Origin of the sequence: Pseudomonas syringae (genome assembly GCF_000737245.1) — a bacterium.
Taxonomy (GTDB): domain Bacteria; phylum Pseudomonadota; class Gammaproteobacteria; order Pseudomonadales; family Pseudomonadaceae; genus Aquipseudomonas; species Aquipseudomonas syringae_J.
In genome coordinates this window covers 241,120-262,881 of sequence record NZ_JPQU01000023.1, presented here as the reverse complement: position 1 = coordinate 262,881, position 21,762 = coordinate 241,120, and the positions used below count along the sequence as shown (strand labels likewise).

The 21,762-nt window shown below is 58.2% G+C and carries 16 protein-coding genes; 6 read left to right on the top strand and 10 right to left on the bottom strand.

Features of this window, described 5'->3' with window-relative positions:
• Positions 1 to 2: 2 nt before the first annotated feature.
• From IV01_RS17610 to IV01_RS26205, 3 genes are all read left to right on the top strand, one after another.
• Positions 3 to 542 (top strand): DUF4174 domain-containing protein, encoded by a 540-nt coding sequence (locus IV01_RS17610; RefSeq protein ID WP_032627284.1) that lies wholly within the window; start codon positions 3 to 5, stop codon positions 540 to 542.
• A 260-nt stretch (positions 543 to 802) separates the two neighbouring features.
• The gene (locus tag IV01_RS17615) at positions 803 to 1,753 is read left to right on the top strand and encodes a GlxA family transcriptional regulator (RefSeq protein WP_032627336.1); all 951 of its coding nucleotides are present in this window, start codon (positions 803 to 805) and stop codon (positions 1,751 to 1,753) included.
• A 204-nt stretch (positions 1,754 to 1,957) separates the two neighbouring features.
• A complete protein-coding gene (locus IV01_RS26205; RefSeq protein ID WP_080290246.1) occupies positions 1,958 to 2,443 on the top strand; it encodes a helix-turn-helix domain-containing protein in 486 nt (161 codons plus the stop codon).
• On the opposite strand, the gene IV01_RS17620 is transcribed toward IV01_RS26205, so the two are convergent.
• A complete protein-coding gene (locus IV01_RS17620) occupies positions 2,332 to 2,853 on the bottom strand; it encodes a GNAT family N-acetyltransferase (protein WP_032627283.1) in 522 nt (173 codons plus the stop codon). The two genes, IV01_RS26205 and IV01_RS17620, sit on opposite strands and share 112 nt — an antisense overlap.
• A gap of 33 nt (positions 2,854 to 2,886) precedes the next feature.
• The gene (locus IV01_RS17625) at positions 2,887 to 3,354 is read right to left on the bottom strand and encodes a RidA family protein (protein ID WP_032627282.1); all 468 of its coding nucleotides are present in this window, start codon (positions 3,352 to 3,354) and stop codon (positions 2,887 to 2,889) included.
• Positions 3,355 to 3,508: 154 nt separating this feature from the next.
• On the opposite strand from IV01_RS17625, the gene IV01_RS17630 reads away from it, so the two are divergent.
• The gene (locus tag IV01_RS17630; protein WP_032627335.1) at positions 3,509 to 5,872 is read left to right on the top strand and encodes a DNA polymerase II; all 2,364 of its coding nucleotides are present in this window, start codon (positions 3,509 to 3,511) and stop codon (positions 5,870 to 5,872) included.
• A 402-nt stretch (positions 5,873 to 6,274) separates the two neighbouring features.
• Positions 6,275 to 6,985 carry a hypothetical protein gene (locus IV01_RS17635; protein ID WP_032627281.1) on the top strand — a complete coding sequence of 237 codons (711 nt, stop codon included), beginning with the start codon at positions 6,275 to 6,277 and terminating at the stop codon, positions 6,983 to 6,985.
• A gap of 141 nt (positions 6,986 to 7,126) precedes the next feature.
• Here IV01_RS17635 and IV01_RS17640 read toward each other — a convergent pair whose 3' ends face one another.
• The 7 genes from IV01_RS17640 to IV01_RS17670 all read right to left on the bottom strand — a co-directional run bounded on the left by IV01_RS17640 (position 7,127) and on the right by IV01_RS17670 (position 16,261).
• On the bottom strand, positions 7,127 to 9,028 hold the full coding sequence (locus IV01_RS17640) for an acetyl/propionyl/methylcrotonyl-CoA carboxylase subunit alpha (protein WP_032627280.1): 1,902 nt from the start codon (positions 9,026 to 9,028) through the stop codon (positions 7,127 to 7,129).
• The gene (locus IV01_RS17645; RefSeq protein WP_032627279.1) at positions 9,025 to 9,840 is read right to left on the bottom strand and encodes a gamma-carboxygeranoyl-CoA hydratase; all 816 of its coding nucleotides are present in this window, start codon (positions 9,838 to 9,840) and stop codon (positions 9,025 to 9,027) included. Before IV01_RS17645 ends, IV01_RS17640 begins: the two co-directional genes overlap by 4 nt.
• Before the next feature lie 42 nt (positions 9,841 to 9,882).
• A complete protein-coding gene (locus IV01_RS17650) occupies positions 9,883 to 11,490 on the bottom strand; it encodes a carboxyl transferase domain-containing protein (RefSeq protein ID WP_032627278.1) in 1,608 nt (535 codons plus the stop codon).
• Between the two features lie 87 nt (positions 11,491 to 11,577).
• A complete protein-coding gene (locus IV01_RS17655) occupies positions 11,578 to 12,741 on the bottom strand; it encodes an isovaleryl-CoA dehydrogenase (protein WP_032627277.1) in 1,164 nt (387 codons plus the stop codon).
• 1,047 nt (positions 12,742 to 13,788) lie between these two features.
• A complete protein-coding gene (locus tag IV01_RS17660) occupies positions 13,789 to 14,688 on the bottom strand; it encodes a hydroxymethylglutaryl-CoA lyase (protein ID WP_032627276.1) in 900 nt (299 codons plus the stop codon).
• A 30-nt stretch (positions 14,689 to 14,718) separates the two neighbouring features.
• The gene (locus tag IV01_RS17665) at positions 14,719 to 15,120 is read right to left on the bottom strand and encodes a MerR family transcriptional regulator (protein ID WP_032627275.1); all 402 of its coding nucleotides are present in this window, start codon (positions 15,118 to 15,120) and stop codon (positions 14,719 to 14,721) included.
• Between the two features lie 211 nt (positions 15,121 to 15,331).
• Complete coding sequence (locus IV01_RS17670; RefSeq protein WP_032627274.1) at positions 15,332 to 16,261, bottom strand: LysR family transcriptional regulator; 930 nt, start codon at positions 16,259 to 16,261, stop codon at positions 15,332 to 15,334.
• Between the two features lie 171 nt (positions 16,262 to 16,432).
• Here IV01_RS17670 and IV01_RS17675 point away from each other — a divergent pair, with 171 nt between their 5' ends.
• Positions 16,433 to 17,656, top strand: coding sequence for an acyl-CoA dehydrogenase (locus tag IV01_RS17675; RefSeq protein WP_032627273.1), 1,224 nt, complete (start codon positions 16,433 to 16,435; stop codon positions 17,654 to 17,656).
• Between the two features lie 244 nt (positions 17,657 to 17,900).
• Here IV01_RS17675 and metH read toward each other — a convergent pair whose 3' ends face one another.
• Positions 17,901 to 21,608, bottom strand: coding sequence for a methionine synthase (metH, locus tag IV01_RS17680; protein WP_032627272.1), 3,708 nt, complete (start codon positions 21,606 to 21,608; stop codon positions 17,901 to 17,903).
• Positions 21,609 to 21,762 lie beyond the last annotated feature (154 nt).

The following is a 21,762-nucleotide window of genomic DNA, read 5'->3' as shown; positions in this document are numbered from 1 at the left end:
TTATGTTTATCCGGTCATTGACCATCGCCACTTTGCTGGCCGCCGCAAGCCCACTGTTTGCGGCCGACAGTGATAGCCCGCTGAATCAGGACCGCGGCAAAGCCAGGCCGTTAATCGTCATTGCTCCCAATAGCGTGGATCCGACCTTGGTCAACCTGCAGAAAGCGCTTAAAGAACCGGATAACAAGAAGGGTTTTGAAGAACGCAATATGGTGCTTTACACGGTGATCAACACCATCGGCCAGCGCGACGGCAAGAACCTCGACGCCCAAGCCACGATGGCGCTGATTCGCGAGTTGAAGTTAGGGGCCAGCACTGGCACCAAGGTCATTCTGGTCGGCAAGGACGGCGAGAAGAAGCTTGACCAGCTCGGCCCGGTTGGGGTCAAGGAATTATTCAGCGCTGTTGATCAGTTGCCCGCTCAGGAGAAAACCGCAGCCGCGCCTGCGGCACCGGTGACCCCGGAACCCGAGGCCAAACCGGGCAAAGCAGAGAAGGGTGGCAAAGCGGTGAAAGGGGCTCCGAAAGCGCTGGAGGATTGAGGTCATAACCCATGGTGCGAAGGTTCTGTGGGAGCGAGCTTGCTCGCGAAGAGGGCTTCTTATCCATCGCGAATCCTGAGGCCTGAAACATTACTTTCGCGAGCAAGCTCGCTCCAACGGAACGACACCATTAGATTTGGGGAAAGCTCCGGTGCCACCGCACAAATCGGTACAATCCAGTCGGTCATCGGCTCCGCAGCCACTCGATGTCGAGCCATGACCGTGACCGCTTTGACAGCGATTCTGGCGATGCAAATACCATGAAGACCGTAGCTATCATCCTGTTTCCCGATTTCCTTCTGCTCGATATGGCCGGGCCGATGGAGGTATTTTCCATTGCCAATCGCTTTCTCGACGCGAACAAGCACTATCAGCTAACCACCATTGGCACGCAGTCCAGCCCGATTCGCGCTTCAAATGGCGTATCTGTGCATCCCGATATCTGTGTTGCAACCGCCAGTACCAACCATGACGTGGTGCTGGTGCCAGGTGGTCCGGGGTCTTATAACGACGACCATCCGCCGCTCTGGGCCTGGCTCCAGACTATTGCACAGGGGCCCGGCCTCTACGGTTCCATCTGTACCGGCGCCTTCATTCTGGGCAAGGCCGGTTTGCTTGATGGTTACCGGGTCACGACCCACTGGCATTACACCGATCGCTTGATTAACGGCTTCCCCGAGGCGCAGGTTACGACCGATCAGATTTACATCAAGGATCGTCAACTGGTGACCTCCGGTGGCGTCACTGCCGGGATCGATCTGGCGTTGGCCATGGTCGAGGTGGATCACGGTCGAAAAGTCGCCCTTGATGTCGCCAAAGTGCTGCTGGTGGTGATGAAGCGCCAAGGTGGTCAGGCGCAGTTCAGTCCCTTGATCGCCACCGTTGCGACTCAGGAGACGCCCATTACCAAGGTGCAGAATTACCTTCTGGAACATCTCGAAGAGGAATTAAGCATCGAGCGCATGGCTACCATGGCGACCATGAGTCCACGGCATTTCGCTCGGGTTTTCAGTCGTGAAGTGAACATGACGCCCATGGAGTTCATCCAGAACGCTCGCCTGGACCGCGCTCGCCACCTGCTGGAAACCAGTGCACTGCCGCTCAAGACCGTGGCCCATCGCAGCGGTTTTGGCAGTGTGCGCTACATGCGCTCGCTGTTCACTGACAGGCTCGGACTCACCCCCGTCCAATATCGCCAGCAATTCGGTTAATCGTCCCGCCCTGAGTGTGTTTTCGGCTCAATGTGCGGCGGCATGTCGCTATTGCGCATAGGTTTGGCCGTTCTGATCCCCCCGCGAAGGTTGTCTGCGAAGCGATGCCTGCGAAGATGAGATGGAATTTTCGCAAGATTCAGGGTCATGGAAAAACCTCTCAGCGAACGGGCTGGATGTGACGATACGTTAGCCCATGAAGCAATGAACCTTAACGCTCAGGCGACTGTGATTGGCGGTCTGGCGTCTTGGCGTCTGGAGTTGGTCAAGCAAATGATCAGGGCTGACCTGGGCAAGAAGATCTCGGTGCCGATGTTGGCGCAGTCCTGTGCCCTGACCCGCAGCCATTTTTCACGAGCGTTCAAGCGCAGCATGGGGCTCTCGCCACAGGACTGGATTCGTCAGCAGCGCATTGATCAGGCCAAGGACTTGATCCGAAACTCCCCGTTGACGCTGACGCAAATCAGCGCCGAGTGCGGATTTTGCGATCAGGCGCACTTCTCGCATATGTTCAGCAAAACCGAAGGTACCAACCCGGCCTCATGGCGTGGCCAGGAACGCAAAGCCGCAGCCGTGCGTTATCGGGCGTTGGGAAGCGGCCGCCACATGTGGACTTTGGAAACGAATCCATCATCCACGGCCACCGCCATCGGCTCCAGCCCGAAAGCTGTAAATCCGCACTGCTCGTAGAGACGCAAGGCTGCTGCGTTGTGCTCACTGACGGTGAGCTGGATCAGTGACGCGTGAGGTCGAAGGCTCGCCTGGAGCAGGGCGGCATCCACCAGCTTTCGGCCGATGCCCTTGTGCTGCTGGGCGTGGGGGACGTACATGCCAAACAGTGAGACCTTGTGGCTGGCTTTTTCCTGGCAATTGAACCCAAGCCCGACCACCCCATGGATTGCTTCTTGATCGGAGATGGCCAGAACCACTTCCAGGGCGTCCTGCTTATCGTCCAGTCGGGCTTCCCACCAGGACAGCGGCAGGGCAGCCCGTTCGTTTGCCGATGAGGTAAACGCGTCAGGATGCAAGCGGTACGCCTCCAGCATAAGCGCGCGATAGGTTGCCGCATGTCGAGGTTGCAGGCGTTCGATAGTGCTCATGTTCTGATCCGCTTCTGCTGATTGCGATGACACTTAAACGACGGCGATCAGGTCCAGTTCGACCGTGGCGTTCTTGGGTAGCTGATAAACGCCAATCGAGCTTCGGGTATGCGCGCCAGCCTCTCCCAGCACGAAGAACAGCACCTCGGAAGCCCCATCGGCCACTTCGCTTTGCTGGGTGAAGTCTGCTGCACACTGTACGTACAGGTTCATGCGCAGCAGCCGTTTGATTTCGTCCAGTGAACCGACGCTCCGCTGGAGCAAGGCCAAGGCACGCATTGCGCAGACTTTCGCAGCAAGACGGGCTTGCGCCAGGGTGGCGTCAGCACCGGCGCGGCCCGTCACCACGATGGCATCGCCGACCCTTGGAATCTGCCCACTGATATAGATCTCATTACCATTGCGGACCAACGGAACGTAATTGCCGCCGATCTTTATTTCGCCATCAAAGCTGTAACCCAACTGCGTGGCGATCAGGTTGAAGCGAGCGTCTGCTGACATGCGGCGTCCTTGAAGTTGCAGATAGAGGTGAGAAAGATGGGCGGATTGACCGTGCACAGCAGACTATATCGCCGCTGTAATCCCCACAACCTGCGCGCTGAGGCCAATGCCACGTAGAATCCCTCTCTGAAATCCGGTTTTGAGGTTTGTGGTGGTGGATGTGCAGCAGGGCTTTATCCTGAGTCGACATTGGCGTGATACGCCGGTCGGCACCGAAGTTGAATTCTGGCTGGCGACCGACAACGGTCCTCGGCGCATTCGCTTGCCTGTACAACCTTCAGTGGCGTTTATTCCGGCCGAGCAACGTGCCCGGGCCGAAGCCGTTCTGCGCAACGAATCCGGGGTCGAGCTGCGGGAACTGAGCTTGTGCGACTTCCGCCACCGGCCGGTACTTGGAGTTTACTGCCAGCAGCATCGGCAATTGATGAATCTGGAAAAGGCGCTGCGCAAGGGCGGCGTTGACGTCTATGAGGCCGACATCCGCCCGCCTGAACGCTATCTGATGGAGCGTTTCATTACGGCGCCTGTGCAATTCAGCGGTATAGCCGACGCTGATGGTACCTTGTGCAATGCTCAGATCAAGCCCGCCGAGAGTTATCGTCCGAACCTGCGGCTGGTGTCGCTGGATATCGAAACCACTGAGAAAGGCGAGTTGTACTCCATCGCGCTGGAGGGTTGTGGCGAGCGGCAGGTGTACATGCTTGGCCCGGCCAACGGTGATGACAGCCAGGTGGATTTTCAGCTGGAGTACTGCGAAACCCGCAAGCTGTTGCTGGAGCGGTTGAATCAGTGGCTGGAGCGTCACGACCCGGATGCAATCATTGGCTGGAATGTTGTGCAGTTCGATCTGCGAGTGCTGCATGAGCACGCGCAACGGCTGCAAGTCCCTTTGCGCCTCGGCCGCGGCGGTGAAGCCATGGGCTGGCGCGAGCATGGTTCGCGCAATAATCACTTCTTTGCCGACGCGAGCGGGCGTTTGATCATTGATGGTATCGAGGGGTTGCGTTCCGCGACCTGGAGCTTTCCGTCATTCAGCCTGGAAAATGTCGCCCAGACACTGCTCGGCGAAGGCAAAGCCATTGATACCCCCTACCAGCGCATGGACGAGATCAATCGCATGTTCGCCGAGGACAAACCCGCCCTGGCACGCTACAACCTCAAGGACTGCGAGCTGGTGACGCGGATCTTCGCCAAAACCGAGCTGTTGACCTTCCTCCTTGAGCGGGCGACGGTGACGGGCTTGCCGGCTGATCGCAGTGGCGGTTCAGTGGCTGCGTTTTGCCATTTATACATTCCGCTAATGCATCGTCAGGGCTTTGTCGCTCCTAATCTCGGCGAGCGGATGCCTGAAGCGAGCCCCGGTGGTTTTGTCATGGATTCGCAACCGGGGCTTTATGAGTCGGTGTTGGTCCTGGATTACAAAAGCCTGTACCCGTCGATTATCCGGACCTTTTTGATTGACCCGGTGGGTTTGGTCGAGGGGCTGCGCCATCCTTCGGATGAAGACTCAGTACCTGGTTTTCGGGGGGCGCGGTTCTCCAGAACCCGCCATTGCCTGCCGGCGATTGTCGAGCGGGTCTGGCAAGGTCGGGAAACGGCCAAGCGCGAACACAACCAGCCGCTGTCCCAGGCGCTGAAAATCATCATGAATGCGTTCTACGGTGTGCTGGGTTCCAGCGGCTGCCGTTTCTTCGATACGCGCCTGGCGTCCTCAATAACTCTGCGTGGCCACGAGATCATGCGCAGAACCCGGCAGTTGATCGAGGCTCAGGGTTACACGGTGATCTATGGCGACACTGACTCGACCTTCGTCTGGCTCAAAAGCCTGCACAGCGAGGAGGATGCCGCACGCATCGGCCGCTCACTGGTGGCGCAGGTCAATCAGTGGTGGCAAGGGCACTTGCAGGAAGAATACGGTCTGAGCAGCGCGCTGGAACTGCAGTTCGAGACCCATTTTCGGCGGTTTCTGATGCCGACCATACGCGGCGCGGAGGAGGGCAGCAAAAAGCGTTACGCCGGGCTGGTCAGGCGCGCTGACGGCGCTGAGGAGATGATCTACAAAGGTCTGGAGACAGTCCGCACTGATTGGTCGCCCCTGGCTCGAGAGTTTCAGCAGGAGCTGTATTCACGGATCTTCAATCGCCGACCTTATCAGGAGTACGTGCGCGATTACGTGCGGCGCACCCTGGCGGGAGAGCTGGACGACCTGTTGATCTACCGCAAACGACTGCGGCGCAGGCTGGATGACTACGAGCGCAACGTACCACCCCATGTCCGCGCCGCGCGCCTTGCGGACGAACACAACCAGAGTCTGGGGCGTCCGAGGCAGTATCAGAACGGCGGCTGGATCAGCTACGTCATCACCCTGGCCGGGCCGGAGCCACTGGAAAAGCAGCACACGGCCATCGACTACGATCACTACGTCACTCGCCAGCTACAGCCGATTGCCGAGGCGATCCTGCCGTTTGTAGATGATGACTTCAGTACTTTGATCGGTGGGCAGTTGGGGTTGTTTTAGATCGTCGATCGAGCGCTCAAAGCGGAACATCATCGGATGCATATCCGGCTGGCTGAAGGATAACCGCCGCATCGGCACGCGCGTCGGTGAGCGGGCAATAACGATGGTCTCATTGGTTTTGCGGCGCGGTGTTTACGACAATGTTTTTGGTACAGAGCTTGAATTTTTAGTGGCGCGGAAAGTTGTCTCGCGTTGACTAAAAACGTGCCGCCGCAAGGGGCTTGGAATCGCGTGATATAAACTACTCAGATTATTGCCAATCAATATAGGTTTCTGAGATGCGCGGAGTCATTGGGTCTAATGTAAAAGGGTGAGTTTGATTTAGTCGGGTCGGTAAGTATTGTTGTTGATAGTTGTCGTAATAGCAGCAGTTTGGATCAGTTTCTCTACAGGAGTTTTATTATGCCTAATCAGAGCAAAGTCCTACCCGTACAAGATGAAAAAGGGCATAAGATCGGCAGGCAACAGCTTACGCCTCCCCTGATTACGGAGCTGCGCACCGCCAGCAAGTCTATCTACGGTGGAGGCGTCCTGGACACTCCGGCAGTCGACGTGATAGGCACAGCAGACCCAGGAACAAATATCAGGGTTGATGACACGGCGGGCAGGACCCTCTCTTGCCAAACGGGTGCAGATGGAATATGGATTTGCGGAAGATTAATCCTCGAAAGAGGTCAGCACGTTTTCACCGCCTTAGCCTACACAATCGACCCACCCGTGGAACCAGTACAGTCTCCGCCGTTCTCCATAAACGTTGTTATCGGTGAGAGGTTTCGGATGAACGGATTCTATGCATTGGACGTTTCCGGGTCTCTTTACCCTTGCGGCTCGATTATTCCGATAGTCTCGCCCGCGCAGCACCCCCCACGCCTGCTAATCACTGGACAGGCAGGAACCCGTATTCAAATGGCGAACTCCGGGCAATCAGCTGACACTCCTGCCCACGACAGCCCGTTATGGGGAGAAAAACAGACGATCCCGTATTATGGAATATCACTTGAAGTCACACCCATCGGGTTACTACCCATTAGCAACTGGTTCCACGTCCGCACCGTCGATGAGCTTCCGCCGATTGTAGCCAAGTGTGTGGCGAACTTTGTAAACGTCGGTTAAAACCGCGACGCATTAAAGATGCCACATAGAGCGTCGGGAGTAATAACCAGCCAGCCAGAGCCCCGATAACGAGGGCCAGGCTTGCATGGACCAAGTCGCCCTCTTAACAGGTGATGGGCGAAGCCTTTACTAATGCCGGGATCATTCGAGGTCCACCAATGCCATACCCTCGCTGACCATCTCGCCCTCGCGGCAGTGCACTGCGGTAATGACCCCGGTTTTGCTCGCCCTGACGCTGTGCTCCATCTTCATGGCTTCCAGGACCACTAACTGCGCACCAGCTTCTACATTCTGCCCAACCTCCACCAATACCCTCACGATGCTGCCGTTCATGGGGGCGGTCAGTCCGCCCTGAGGGGTGTGGCTGGCATCTGCTGCTGCAATAGGGTCGTAGCGAGTGATGGTGTGTAGATCACCGGCCCATTTCAGATACAACACATCGCCCTTGCGGACGGCCAGCGGCGGGTTGGCTGGAGTACTTTGATGACCCAGGTGGACGACCTGTTGTTGAGCTGCGCAGGCAAGGTGCAGGTCAGTTTCGTTTGGCAGCCCACAGCGCAAGCCCGTCAGGGACGTCCAAGGCGAATGCGGATCGTCGTGGCGGACAACGTCAGGCTGGCTCTGAAGAAATGCCGCCCCGGCAGCCCGCCAGAACTCGGCAGACAGGTCGGCAGGTTCCGGCAACAGTTGCTCCCGATACCGGGGGATGAAGTCAGTGTCCAGTTCGGCAGCGGCAAATGCAGGGTGGTCGATGATGCGTCGCAGGAACGGCAGGTTGGTTTTCACGCCGCCCACGACGAATTCGTCGAGCATTGCCAACAGCCGCAATCGGGCTTGCTCGCGGTTTTCGCCCCAGGCGATGAGCTTGCCGAGCATGGGATCGTAGAACGGCGAAACCTGGTCGCCTTGCGCTACACCACTGTCGACGCGACGTCCAGCGCCGCTAGCGCTCTCCCGGTAGACCTCAAGGGTGCCGGTCGCGGGCAAGAATTCGTGATCCGGATCTTCAGCGTACAACCGCACTTCAATGGCGTGGCCGCGCAGGGGCACCTGTGCCTGGGTCAAAGGCAGTACTTCGCCCTGAGCGACGCGTAGCTGCCATTCCACCAGGTCCAGACCGGTAATGGCTTCGGTCACCGGGTGCTCGACCTGGAGGCGAGTGTTCATCTCCATGAAGAAGAACTCACCTCGGGAATCCAGCAGGAATTCCACGGTGCCAGCGCCCACATAGCCGATGCTTTGTGCTGCCCGCACCGCGGCTTCGCCCATGGCTGCGCGCAACTGTGGGCTGAGGCCTGGAGCGGGGGCTTCTTCCACCACCTTTTGATGACGGCGTTGAATCGAGCAGTCGCGCTCGTTGAGGTAAATGCAGTGCCCGTGCTGATCAGCGAATACCTGGATCTCCACGTGCCGTGGCTTGAGCAGGTACTTCTCCACCAGCATCTGCGAATTACCGAATGAAGAGGCGGCTTCCCGCTGGGCGGAGGCCAGCGCCTCTGCCATGTCGGCAGCGCATTCCACGACTTTCATGCCTTTGCCGCCACCACCGGCCGTGGCTTTGAGCAGCACCGGGTAGCCGATGCGTTCAGCCGCCGCCAGGAAGGTATCGGCGTCCTGTGCCTGGCCGTGATACCCCGGCACCAATGGCACACCGGCCTGTTCCATGAGTGCCTTGGCGGCGGATTTGCTGCCCATGGCGTCGATGGCCGAGGCGGGCGGCCCGAGGAAGATCAGACCGGAGTCTTCCACGGCTCGGGCAAAGTCAGGGTTTTCTGACAGGAAACCGTAACCCGGATGTATCGCCTGAGCACCGCTGGCTTTCGCCGCTGCGATCAGCTTGTCGATCCGTAGATAACTGTCGGCGGCCTTGCTCCCCCCCAGATCCACCCTGATATCCGCTTCCCGGCTGTGGCGGGCGTCTTTATCAACGGCGCTGTGTACCGCGACGGTGGTCAATCCAAGGTTTTTTGCCGTGCGCATGATGCGGCAGGCGATCTCTCCGCGATTGGCGATCAACAAGGTAGTAAGAACGGGCGCGCTCATGGGCGAGGCTCCTGAGTGGTGTCGGGTTTCCAGGCAGGGGCACGCTTGCCGAGAAAGGCCCGCAAGCCTTCCTGGCCTTCAGGGCTGACACGAATGCTGGCAATGGTGCTTTCGCAGTGCTGACGTAGCGCCGGGGTCAATACGCCGCTGCCCACTTCCAGCAGCAGCGCCTTGCTGGTGCGCATGGCCTGCGGGCTGTTGAGCAACAGATTGTCGGTCCAGTGCCCGACGTGCAGGTCCAGTTCAGCCGACGGATAGCATTCGGCAAGCAGGCCGATCTCCCGTGCCCGGCTCCCACTGAAGCGTTCGGCGGTCAGGGCGTAGCGGCGCGCAGCCCGTTCGCCAATGGCCTGAACCACGAACGGGCTGATCACCGCAGGCGCGAGGCCAATACGGACTTCCGACAGGCAGAACTGTGCGTCATCGCTGCCAATCGCCATGTCGCAACAGCTGATCAGGCCAAGCGCGCCGCCAAACGCCGCGCCCTGGACCACGGCCAGGGTCGGGATTTGAAGGTTTACGAGGCGATACATCAGCTCGGCCAGCTCTCGAGCGTCTTTTAGATTACTGTCGTAGTCCAGATCGGCGCACTGTTGCATCCAGGCCAGATCCGCACCGGCGCTGAAGTGTTTACCGCGGCCACGAAGCAGCAAAAAACGCAGGCTGGCGTCGGCCTGAACCTGATCCAGTGCCGCGATCAGCTCGCGAATCATCTGCCCGTCGAAAGCATTGTTTTTCTCTGGGCGGTTGAGCCATAAAGTGGCGAAACCCTGGGGGTCGTGAAGCAGTTCTACGCTATGCAAGTCAGTCATGATCGTTTCCCGGTCTACAGGTACTGCTTTACAGGCGGTGGTTTACATGCGGAACAGGCCGAAGGTGGTCGGCTCGATGGGGGCATTCAACGAAGCGCTCAGCGCGAGGGCCAGGATGTCCCGGGTTTGCGCCGGGTCGATGACGCCGTCGTCCCAAAGACGAGCGCTGGAATAGTACGGATGGCCTTGATGTTCGTACTGGTCGAGGATTGGCTGCTTGATTTGTGCTTCTTGTTCTGCGGTGAAGGCCTGGCCGCTGCGTTCGGCTTGCTCGCGTTTGACCTGCACCAGTACGCCCGCCGCTTGTTCGCCGCCCATGACGCCAATCCGGGCGTTGGGCCACATCCACAGAAAACGCGGGTCGTAGGCACGGCCGCACATGCCGTAATTGCCGGCGCCAAAGCTGCCACCAATGATCACCGTGAATTTCGGGACCTTGGCGCATGCCACGGCGGTTACCAGCTTGGCCCCGTGCTTGGCGATGCCACCCGCTTCGTATTTCTGACCCACCATGAAGCCGGTGATGTTCTGCAGGAAGATCAGCGGGATACCGCGTTGGCAGGCCAGCTCGATGAAGTGCGCACCTTTCTGCGCCGACTCGGCAAACAAAATACCGTTGTTGGCGAGGATGGCGACCGGGTAGCCGTGCAGACGGGCGAAGCCGCACACCAGCGTGGTGCCGAACAACGCCTTGAACTCATCGAACACTGAGCCATCCACCAGCCGCGCGATCACTTCTCGAATATCGAAGGGCTGCTTGGCGTCGGAGGGGATCACGCCATACAACTCCTCGGCTGGATACAGTGGGGAGATTGGCTCAACGCTGTTGAGCTCGCCCAGCTTGCGCCAGTTGAGATTGGCGATGCTGCGTCGCGCCAGCTCCAGGGCATGTTCGTCGTTGTCCGCGTAATGATCGGCGACCCCTGACGTGCGGCAATGCACATCGGCGCCGCCCAGATCCTCGGCGCTCACCACTTCGCCGGTCGCAGCCTTGACCAGGGGTGGTCCGGCGAGAAAGATCGTTGCCTGCTGGCGGACCATGATCGCTTCATCGGCCATTGCCGGCACATAAGCGCCGCCCGCCGTGCAAGAACCCATGACCACGGCAATCTGTGGGATGCCCAATGCGCTCATATTCGCCTGATTGAAGAAGATCCGACCGAAGTGTTCGCGATCCGGAAACACTTCATCCTGACGCGGCAGGTTGGCACCACCGGAATCCACCAGATAGATACACGGCAAGCGATTCTGTTGTGCGATAGCTTGCGCACGTAGATGTTTTTTGACAGTGAGAGGGTAGTAGGAGCCGCCTTTGACCGTCGCATCGTTGGCGATGATCATGCACTCGACGCCTTCGACCCGGCCGATCCCGGCAATGATGCCGGCGGCGGGAACGTCCTCGTCGTAAACCCCAAGGGCGGCGAGCTGGCCGACTTCAAGGAACGGCGAGCCGCAATCAAGCAAGCGATTGATTCGTTCACGGGGCAGCAGTTTGCCTCGGGAGGTATGCCGTTCCTGAGCCTTAGGTCCGCCGCCTTGCTGGACGTTGCCCAGCAGATCGCGCAGGGCGTTGACCTGCTCCAGGAGGTTCGCGCTATTGGCAGCGAACTCGGCGGAGCGAGGGTTGATACGAGTGTGAAGAATGGCCATGGCTACTCCGTAGCAGCTGCAAGCTATAAGCCGCAAGCTGCAAGATGACTGGGCTTGGCGCTTGAAGCTTGTCGCTCGCAGCTGCTCTTATTTCGACTCATTGAACAGCTCGCGCCCAATCAGCATTCGCCGTATCTCGCTGGTGCCTGCGCCGATTTCGTAGAGTTTGGCGTCGCGCAGCAATCGGCCGGCGGGGAATTCATTGATATAGCCGTTGCCGCCGAGGATCTGGATGGTCTCCAGAGCCATTTGCGTGGCACGTTCAGCGCTATAGAGGATCACGCCTGCAGCGTCCTTGCGCGTGGTCTCCCCGCGCTCGCAGGCTTGCGCTACGGCATAGAGGTAGGCGCGGCTGGCATTGAGCTGGGTGTACATGTCAGCGACTTTGCCCTGAATGAGCTGAAATTCACCAATGCTCTGGCCAAACTGTTTGCGGTCGTGGATATACGGCACGACGACATCCATACACGCCTGCATAATCCCGGTCGGGCCACCGGAAAGCACCACGCGTTCGTAATCAAGGCCGCTCATCAATACCTTCACACCACAATCCAGAGCACCCAGCAGGTTTTCTTCGGGGACTTCCACATCGTCGAAAAACAGCTCGCAGGTGTTGGAACCGCGCATGCCGAGTTTGTCGAACTTGTTACCCCGGGAAAATCCCTTCCAGTCACCCTCGACGATGAACGCACTGATGCCGTGGGCCGCCTTTTGCACGTCGGTCTTGGCGTAGATCACGTAAGTGTTGGCATCGGGACCATTGGTGATCCAGGTCTTGCTGCCATTGAGAATGAACCGGTCACCGCGTTTCTCGGCTCGCAGCTTCATGGACACCACGTCCGACCCGGCATTGGGTTCGCTCATCGCCAGCGCACCGATGTGCTCGCCGCTGATCAGGCAAGGCAGGTATCGCTCTTTCTGCGCGGCGGTACCGTTGCGATTGATCTGATTTACGCAGAGGTTCGAGTGGGCCCCATAAGACAAAGCCACCGAGGCCGACCCCCGGCTGATCTCCTCCATGGCAACCACATGGGCCAGATAGCCAAGACCGGCACCGCCGAATTCTTCGCTGACGGTGATACCGAGCAGACCCATGTCGCCGAACTTGCGCCACAGATCAGCAGGGAACAGGTTGTCCTTATCGATTTGCGCGGCACGAGGCGCTATTTCAGCCGCAACGAATGACTGCACCTGGTCACGCAAAATGTCGATGGTTTCGCCGAGAGCGAAGTTCAGACTGGGATAACTCATGGTGAGCGTCCTTATTATTTTTGGATGAGTCGCTATGACCTTTACGTTAACGTAAGCCTGCAGATGCAGACATGTCAATGAAGAAGGCGGCGGTCTGACTGATATGAAATGAGCGAAACGACCCAAAGCTGCGATGTAGAGCTTTTTAGCTCTTGATCTGCTTTTGCTTTTCTTTCGAAAGCCATGTGCAGAAATAGCAGGCACCGCGAAACGAGCGTCGGGAGGCTGAGTGGAGGTGCCGTGGTGTGGGTCGCTCGGCATGGATGCCGAGCGAGCGCCGCTGGGCCAGGGATGGCCCTTCGGCGCGTGCCCGCACCACGGTGCCGGAGCGAAGGAACCCCTGGGAACCAGGGGCCGGACGCCAGCGAAAATGGTTTTGGTTACTTTTGCCAAAACAAAAGTGACCCGGCCGCCAGGACGGAACCGAAAATAAGCAGCGCAGACAATTGGGCTGACACCACACCATTCCCAAACCCCAGACAGCAGAAAGGGGAGCCTGAGCTCCCCTCTAAATTACTGCATGCTCTTTTTTATTATTGGGCGGCCTATTGTTGTTTTTGGTGGCCGTACCCTTGTCGCTGTTTTCGAGCGATCCCCATTCGAGATCAAGAGCAAACGTATTTTTTTGAGCGCTGATGCTGCTTTCATCACTGCTTCACAACAATGATCCAACCAGTGCGGGAGCTACCTGAAGGTAGTTTTATTGTTTTCTGCCCGGTTGCGAGGTCCTCTTTCAAGGTCCTACGAAAAGCTATCCACTCCAAAAAAATCTGTTAGCTGCGCCTCTGTCCGTGTTGTTCTTGTTATGTCAGAGCCGTACATGTTGTTTTTATTGGGTTACTGCATATTTTTTTGTTTTTGTTGTACCTGAGATATAGCAGGAGCCGTGCCAGTTTTTGTAAAGCCCATTAAATCAAGGGCTTGGAGGAAAATGGCGTCAGGCGAAGGATGTCCATTCGTCAGCAATTGTTTCCGTGTTACCCGCTTTTCCTCTGCGTGCCGGGCTAGGGTAACACTCTGTGACAACATGTCGCACCAGCGATTGCCCTAGAGGCTCAATCGCGCCTTCGCCACCCGCGAGCCATTTGGCCGCCCCAATAGCAAAGAAATTCGCTGCCCCGCACTGATCAGCCGGTCAAGATCAACACCGGTTTCAATCCCGAGTCCTTGCAACATGTACAACACGTCTTCGCTGGCGACATTGCCACTGGCGCCCTTGGCGTAGGGGCATCCGCCTAGGCCTGCGACCGAGCTGTCGAACACCTCAATGCCTTCGAGCAGGCTCGCATAGATGTTGGCCAGCGCCTGCCCGTAGGTATCGTGAAAGTGCCCGGCGAGTTTGCCACGGGGAATTTGACCGGCCACGACATTCAGCAATGTCCGCGTCGCGCCTGGTGTGCCGGTGCCAATGGTGTCGCCCAGGGAAACCTCGTAGCAGCCCATATCGACAAGCTCGCGGGACACGGAAGCCACCTGCTCAGGGGCGATCTGACCCTGATAAGGACAACCCAGCACGCAAGAAACATATCCCCGCACTTTGATCCCATATAACCGGGCCGCCTCGAGGACCGGGGCAAAGCGCGCCAGGCTTTCGCTGATAGAACAATTGATGTTGCGCTGCGAGAATGCCTCCGAGGCTGCGGCGAACACGGCAACCTCCCTTACCCCGGCGGCGAGGGCGTCTTCGAAACCACGCAGATTGGGCGTTAACGCGGCATAGGTGACACCTTGGTCCCGCTGGATCTGAGCGAAGACTTCCGACGACCCGGCCATTTGCGGCACCCATTTGGGGGACACGAAGCTGCCGACTTCGATATGCCTCAACCCGCTGCGGGTCAGTTCGTTCACCAATTGCACTTTGTCGGCGATGCTGATCAATTGCGCTTCGTTCTGCAGCCCGTCACGAGGGCCGACTTCAACCAGGCGTACTTTCTGGGGGAACTGCATATCAGGCTCCAACCTCGATAGATTCGAGGATTAGTCTGTAACCAGCTGATTTTCATTATTCTTATCGAGCTCAAGCTTGCAGCGCTCTTCTGCGGTGTCGAGCTCGATCTGCATCTGTCTGATATCCAGCAGCTGTTCTTCAAGTTGCGCCCTGCGCTCGCCAATTTTGCCCAGCATGGTATGTAACTGCTTGTGGTTGCCGCCACTTGGCTCGTAGAGCTCAATCAGCTCGCGGCATTCGGCGAGGGAAAAACCGATGCGTTTGCCGCGCAGGATCAGCTTCAGGGTAACTTTGTCTCTAGCCGAATAAACACGCTCAAGTCCACGGCGTTCGGGGCTCAACATGCCTTGCTCTTCGTAAAAACGGATCGTGCGAGTGGTGATGTCCAGCTCGCGAGCGAGATCGGAAATGCTATAGGTCTGGGTGCTCATGGGCAGGCTCAGCGGATAAGCGAAGGGCTCAAACTAAGGCGTCCTTTACGTAAACGTCAAGTGCGGTAAGCATCAAACTAGTAGGAGCGCAACGAGCAACGCGAGGCCGCGATGGCGTGTATTAGACAAGACGCCATCGCTGCCTTGCGTTGTTCGAGAGCTCCTACAGCGTTTCGATTGAGAATTAAAACAATAGGTTAAATGCCAGGAATCAAGCCACTTCCAGCTTGGATTCATGGGCCGTCACCTGCTGACAGAGCTCAATCATCTGCTCGCGCATCCAGCGATTGGCCGGGTCCTGATCGGTGCTTTCGTGCCAATAAAGATGAGTTTCCACTGTCGGCACATCCTGCACGGGCAAGGGGAGGTACCGCAGATCATGGCGCTTGGCGAAGCGTTCCGGGACGGTCATGACCATGTCCGTCTGTTGCAGCACTTGCGATGCCATCAGGTAATGCTGGGAGCGCAGCGCGATCTTGCGCTGAATGCCCATTTTACCCAGCGCCAGATCGACGTAACCCAAACCGCTGCGACGGCTGGATATATGGATGTGGGTCATCGACAGGTAGTCGTCGAGCTTGATGGCTTCTCGAGTGGCCAGCGGATGGCCCTTGCGCATGGCGCAGACGTATTTGTCTTCCATGAGTTTGACGTGCCGCACCTGCGGGTCGGTGTTGAGCGGCGCATCTACAGCAAAATCCAGGCGTCCGGCGGCCAGCTCCTTGGTCGTTTCACGGCGTTTGGAAAGAAAACTTTCGATGGTGACGTTGGGTGCAAGGCGCTTCAGGCGCTGGAATAGCGGCGGCAGAATCACCGCCTCGGTCAGGTCGGTCATGCTGATCCGATAATTCTTGTTGGCCTGCAACGGGTTAAAGATGCGGCTTTCCTGAACCGAAACCCGTAACAGTGATAACGCATTGCGCACCGGGCCAATGATGTTTTGGGCCATGGGGGTGGGCACCATGCCTTGGGCCGTGCGGACGAAAAGCGGGTCGTTGAAGGTTTCGCGAAGCCGCGCCAGGGCGTTGGATACAGCGGGCTGAGTAATGCCCACGATCTGGCCTGCGCGGGTCAGGTTGGCTTCGGTATAAATCGCGTCGAAGACAATGAATAGGTTGAGATCGACCTTGCTCAGGTTCATGCCATGCCCCTCTTTACCGTTCTTGTTTTGTCGCTCTCATACCGGAGCGTGGGTCGATCATATATCGGTTATGAATGTTTATACACGCCGAGAATAGATTAGATAAATGTTGCCTGCCGGCCTAGCATCCCCTCCATGACCTGACAAACCTCATTCAGAAGGTAGCCTCACATGGATTTTGCTTACTCTGCGAAGGTTCAAGAACTGCGCGAACGTGTGACGGCGTTCATGGACAACTACGTTTATCCTGCCGAGCAGGTGTTCGAGCGTCAGGTGGCGGAGGGCGACAGATGGCAGCCGACGGCAATCATGGAAGAGCTCAAGGCTAAAGCCAAAGCTGAGGGGCTGTGGAACCTGTTTCTGCCCGAGTCAGAGCTCGGAGCCGGGTTGAGCAATCTGGAGTACGCGCCGCTGGCGGAAATCATGGGCCGTTCGCTGTTGGGGCCCGAGCCCTTCAATTGCTCAGCACCGGACACCGGCAACATGGAAGTTCTGGTGCGCTATGCCAATGACGAACAGAAACAGTTATGGCTGGAGCCTTTGCTGCGCGGCGACATACGCTCGGCGTTTGCCATGACCGAGCCCGACGTGGCGTCATCCGATGCCACCAATATGGCTGCCCGTGCAGAGCGCCAGGGCGATGAGTGGGTGATTAACGGCCGCAAATGGTGGACGTCCGGGGCCTGCGACCCGCGCTGCAAGATTCTGATCTTCATGGGCTTGAGCAATCCCGATGGGCCGCGCCATCAGCAGCATTCGATGATTCTGGTGCCCACCGATACTCCGGGCGTGAAGATCGTCCGTCCGGTCCCGGTGTTTGGCTACGACGACGCACCCCACGGGCACGCCGAAGTGCTGTTTGAAAATGTGCGGGTGCCTTACGAAAACGTATTGCTGGGTGAAGGGCGTGGGTTTGAGATTGCCCAGGGACGCCTGGGTCCCGGCCGAATTCATCACTGCATGCGCTCAATCGGAATGGCCGAGCGTGCCCTCGAGCTTATGTGCAAGCGGGCCGTCAGTCGTGTGGCATTCGGCCGGCCATTGGCGCGCTTGGGTGGGAATGTCGACAAGATTGCCGACTCGCGTATGGAAATCGACATGGCCCGGCTGCTGACCCTCAAGGCGGCCTACATGATGGACACGGTGGGCAACAAAGTCGCGAAAAGCGAAATCGCCCAGATCAAGGTCGTTGCGCCCAACGTGGCACTGCGGGTGATTGACCGGGCCATTCAGATTCACGGTGGAGCGGGGGTTTCAAACGACTTCCCGCTGGCTTACATGTACGCCATGCAGCGCACCCTGCGCCTGGCCGACGGCCCGGACGAAGTGCACCGGGCGGCGATTGGCAAGTTTGAGATTGGCAAGTATGTGCCCAAGGAGATGCTGCGGGGGTGAAATTGGAAATGCGGTCCTGTGGGAGCGCAAAGCAGGCTAGCGACGTGGGACCGGCTTCAGCCGGGAAGGCGGCATTTCAGACGATAGATACGGAGTGGATCTACTGGCCCCTTCCCGGCTAAAGCCGGTCCCACGTCATCACATCGGCTTTCGGACAAACCTGGAACCTCCCAAGGGGGTGAAATCACCACCATCAAGCTGCAATCTGACTTGCAGCTTGCAGCTTGCAGCTCCGGGCTACCGGTTATTCGTCATACCCCAGATTCGGCGCCAGCCAGCGCTCGGTGACGCTCAGGTCCTGGCCTTTGCGGGCGGTGTAGCTTTCGACCTGATCCTTGTCGACCTTGCCCACGGCGAAGTATTGCGCCTGTGGGTGGGCGAAGTACCAGCCGCTGACGGCCGCCGCCGGGAACATGGCGTAGTGCTCGGTGAGGAATACGCCGCTTTTGCCAGGCTCGCCATTAGGCATTGGGTCGAGCAATTCAAACAGGGTGCCTTTTTCGGTATGGTCCGGGCAGGCCGGATATCCGGGAGCAGGGCGGATGCCGACGTATTGCTCTTTGATCAGTTCGTCGTTGCCCAGCTGTTCGTCCTTGGCGTAACCCCAATACTCTTTACGCACTTGCTGGTGCAGCCATTCGGCGCAGGCTTCGGCCAGGCGGTCAGCCAGGGCTTTGACCATGATCGCGTTGTAGTCGTCGCCAGCGTCCTGATAGGCCTTGGACACTTCTTCCGCGCCAATGCCGGCCGTGGTGATGAAACCGCCCACATAGTCCGTCACGCCGCTGCCCTTGGGTGCGACAAAGTCGGCCAGGGAGAAATTCGGTTTGCCGTCAGTCTTGATGATCTGCTGGCGCAGGTGATGCAGCTTCGCCAGTGGCTGGCCGTCGTCGCCGTAGACTTCCAGATCGTCGTTGTCGATCTGGTTGGCAGGCCAGAAGCCGAATACCGCACGGGCACTGATCAGCTTTTCGTCGATCAGTTTGCGCAGCAGCTGTTGAGCGTCGGCGAACAGCGAGGTGGCTGCTTCACCCACCACTTCATCAGTCAGGATGCGCGGGTATTTGCCAGCCAGATCCCAGGAGATGAAGAACGGCGTCCAGTCGATGTATTCGGCCAGCACGTCCAGGTCGATGTTTTCCAGCACTTTGGCGCCGGTAAACGTTGGCTTGACTGGGGTGTAGCCGGCCCAGTCGAACTGCGGCTTCTTGGCCACTGCCGCGCCGTAGCTCAAGCGCTCGGTGCGTGCGCTGCGGGCCGAGGTTCGCTCACGGACCTCGATGTATTCCAGGCGGGTTTTCTCGATGAACGCTGGTTTCAGCTCTTTGGACAGCAATTGCGTCGCCACGCCCACGGCGCGGGAGGCATCGGTTACGTAGATCACGGCATCGTTGCTGTACTTGGGCTCGATCTTCACGGCGGTGTGCGCCTTGGAAGTAGTCGCGCCGCCAATCATCAGGGGCAGGTGAAAGTCCTGACGCTGCATTTCCCGGGCAACATGGACCATTTCATCCAGCGAGGGGGTGATCAGGCCAGACAAACCGATGATGTCGCATTTCTGCTCTTTGGCGACCTGCAGGATTTTCTCCGCAGGCACCATCACGCCGAGGTCAACGATGTCATAGCCGTTGCAACCCAGCACCACGCCAACGATGTTCTTGCCGATGTCGTGCACGTCGCCCTTGACCGTGGCCATGAGAATCTTGCCTTTGGCTTCGGGTTTGTCGCCTTTTTCCAGCTCGATGAACGGGATCAGGTGGGCTACCGCCTGCTTCATCACGCGTGCCGACTTGACTACCTGAGGCAGGAACATTTTCCCCGAGCCGAACAGGTCGCCGACAATGTTCATGCCGGACATCAGCGGACCTTCGATCACTTCGATCGGGCGTGCGAAGGACTGCCGGGATTCCTCGGTGTCTTCCACGATGTGCGTGGTGATGCCCTTGACCAGCGCGTGTTCCAGACGCTTGTTCACCGGCCAGCCACGCCATTCTTCGGTTTCTGCTTCTTTTACGCTGCCATCGCCTTTGAACTTGTCGGCAATGGCCAGCAAAGCGTCGGTGCCTTCAGGATTGCGGTTGAGCACCACGTCTTCGACGCAGTCGCGCAATTCGGCAGGGATCTGGTCGTAGATTTCCAGTTGCCCGGCGTTGACGATACCCATGCTCAGGCCGTTGCGGATCGCATGCAGCAGGAACACCGAGTGGATCGCTTCACGCACCGGGTTGTTGCCACGGAACGAGAACGACACGTTGGACACGCCACCGGAGGTCAGCGCATAGGGCAGCTCGTCGCGGATGTAGGCGCAGGCATTGATGAAGTCGACGGCGTAGTTGTTGTGCTCTTCGATGCCAGTGGCGATGGCGAAGATGTTCGGGTCAAAGATGATGTCTTCCGGCGGGAAGCCGACTTCGTTGACCAAGATGTCGTAGGAACGCTTGCAGATCTCTTTCTTGCGCGCTTCGGTGTCGGCCTGACCGGCTTCATCGAAGGCCATCACCACCACAGCCGCGCCGTAGCGCTTGCAGAGTTTAGCGTGATGGATGAACTGCTCGACGCCTTCCTTCATGCTGATGGAGTTGACGATGCCCTTGCCCTGAATGCACTTGAGGCCTGCCTCGATCACTTCCCATTTGGAGGAGTCGATCATGATCGGCACCCGGGAGATATCCGGCTCGCCTGCAATCAGGTTGAGGAAGGTCACCATGGCCTTCTTCGAGTCCAGCATCCCTTCGTCCATGTTGATGTCGATCACCTGCGCACCGGCTTCGACCTGCTGCAGGGCGACTTCCAGGGCTTCGGTGTAGTTATCTTCACGGATCAGACGGGCGAAACGGGCAGAACCGGTGATATTGGTACGTTCGCCGACGTTCACAAACAGCGATTGTCGGTCAATGGTGAACGGTTCAAGACCGGACAGACGACAGGCTTTCGGAATATCCGGGATCTGACGCGGGGCATAACCGGCCACGGCTTCGGCAATCGCCTTAATGTGACCTGGCGTGGTACCACAGCAGCCGCCGACGATATTGAGGAAGCCGCTCTGGGCAAACTCTTCGATGATTTTCGCGGTCTGGCTCGGCAGCTCGTCGTATTCGCCAAATTCGTTAGGCAGGCCTGCGTTAGGGTGGGCAGACACATAGGTGCTGGCTTTGTTCGACAGCTCCTGCAGATACGGACGCAGATCGCTGGCACCCAGGGCGCAGTTCAGGCCAACAGAGATTGGCTTGGCGTGGCTGATGGAGTTCCAGAACGCTTCAGTGGTCTGGCCGGACAGGGTGCGGCCGGAGGCGTCAGTGATGGTCCCGGAAATCATGATCGGCAATTCGAAGCCGATTTCCTCGAACACGCCTTGCACGGCAAAGATCGCAGCCTTGGCGTTGAGGGTGTCGAAAATGGTCTCGATCAGAATGAGGTCAGCGCCGCCTTCGATCAGGCCGCGAGTGGCTTCGGAGTAGTTTTCCACCAGCTCGTCGAACGTCACGTTGCGATAGCCAGGGTTATTGACGTCAGGCGACAGCGAGCAGGTGCGGCTGGTCGGGCCCAGGACGCCCGCGACGAAACGTGGCTTGTCGGGGGTTTCCAGGGTTTTGGCGTCAGCGACCTTGCGCGCCAGACGGGCGCCTTCTACGTTCAACTCGTAGACGATTTCTTCCATGCCGTAATCGGCCTGGGAAACCTGGGTCGCGTTAAAGGTGTTGGTTTCCAGAATATCGGCGCCTGCATCCAGATACGCTTTCTCGATGGCGCCAATCACGTCGGGCCGGGTCAGGATCAACAGGTCATTGTTGCCCTTGACGTCGCTGGGCCAGTCGGCGAAACGCTTGCCGCGATAATCTTCTTCCTCGAGGCGATAGCTCTGGATCATGGTGCCCATGCCGCCATCGAGGATCAGGATCCGCTGTTGGAGAGCTTGCTGGAGAGCATGGAGACGGGCGCTGCGATCAGACATAGGGCTACCTGGAAAAGGTCGATACAGAAAGGCCGAAATGATAACAAACCCGAACACTTTTAGTGTTGATAACGCTTTGCTATGAATATCGCTCATGTTGAGGGGCGATCTGACCTGTAGAATGACGGCGCTTTTTCACCTTATGAATAGTTAC

Coding starts and splice junctions, on each gene's coding strand:
- IV01_RS17610 (WP_032627284.1), top strand. CDS start 3: ATGTTTATCCGGTCATTGACCATCGCCACTTTGCTGGCCGCCGCAAGC.
- IV01_RS17615 (WP_032627336.1), top strand. CDS start 803: ATGAAGACCGTAGCTATCATCCTGTTTCCCGATTTCCTTCTGCTCGAT.
- IV01_RS26205 (WP_080290246.1), top strand. CDS start 1,958: ATGAACCTTAACGCTCAGGCGACTGTGATTGGCGGTCTGGCGTCTTGG.
- IV01_RS17620 (WP_032627283.1), bottom strand. CDS start 2,853: ATGAGCACTATCGAACGCCTGCAACCTCGACATGCGGCAACCTATCGC.
- IV01_RS17625 (WP_032627282.1), bottom strand. CDS start 3,354: ATGTCAGCAGACGCTCGCTTCAACCTGATCGCCACGCAGTTGGGTTAC.
- IV01_RS17635 (WP_032627281.1), top strand. CDS start 6,275: ATGCCTAATCAGAGCAAAGTCCTACCCGTACAAGATGAAAAAGGGCAT.
- IV01_RS17640 (WP_032627280.1), bottom strand. CDS start 9,028: ATGAGCGCGCCCGTTCTTACTACCTTGTTGATCGCCAATCGCGGAGAG.
- IV01_RS17645 (WP_032627279.1), bottom strand. CDS start 9,840: ATGACTGACTTGCATAGCGTAGAACTGCTTCACGACCCCCAGGGTTTC.
- IV01_RS17650 (WP_032627278.1), bottom strand. CDS start 11,490: ATGGCCATTCTTCACACTCGTATCAACCCTCGCTCCGCCGAGTTCGCT.
- IV01_RS17655 (WP_032627277.1), bottom strand. CDS start 12,741: ATGAGTTATCCCAGTCTGAACTTCGCTCTCGGCGAAACCATCGACATT.
- IV01_RS17660 (WP_032627276.1), bottom strand. CDS start 14,688: ATGCAGTTCCCCCAGAAAGTACGCCTGGTTGAAGTCGGCCCTCGTGAC.
- IV01_RS17665 (WP_032627275.1), bottom strand. CDS start 15,120: ATGAGCACCCAGACCTATAGCATTTCCGATCTCGCTCGCGAGCTGGAC.
- IV01_RS17670 (WP_032627274.1), bottom strand. CDS start 16,261: ATGAACCTGAGCAAGGTCGATCTCAACCTATTCATTGTCTTCGACGCG.
- IV01_RS17675 (WP_032627273.1), top strand. CDS start 16,433: ATGGATTTTGCTTACTCTGCGAAGGTTCAAGAACTGCGCGAACGTGTG.
- metH (WP_032627272.1), bottom strand. CDS start 21,608: ATGTCTGATCGCAGCGCCCGTCTCCATGCTCTCCAGCAAGCTCTCCAA.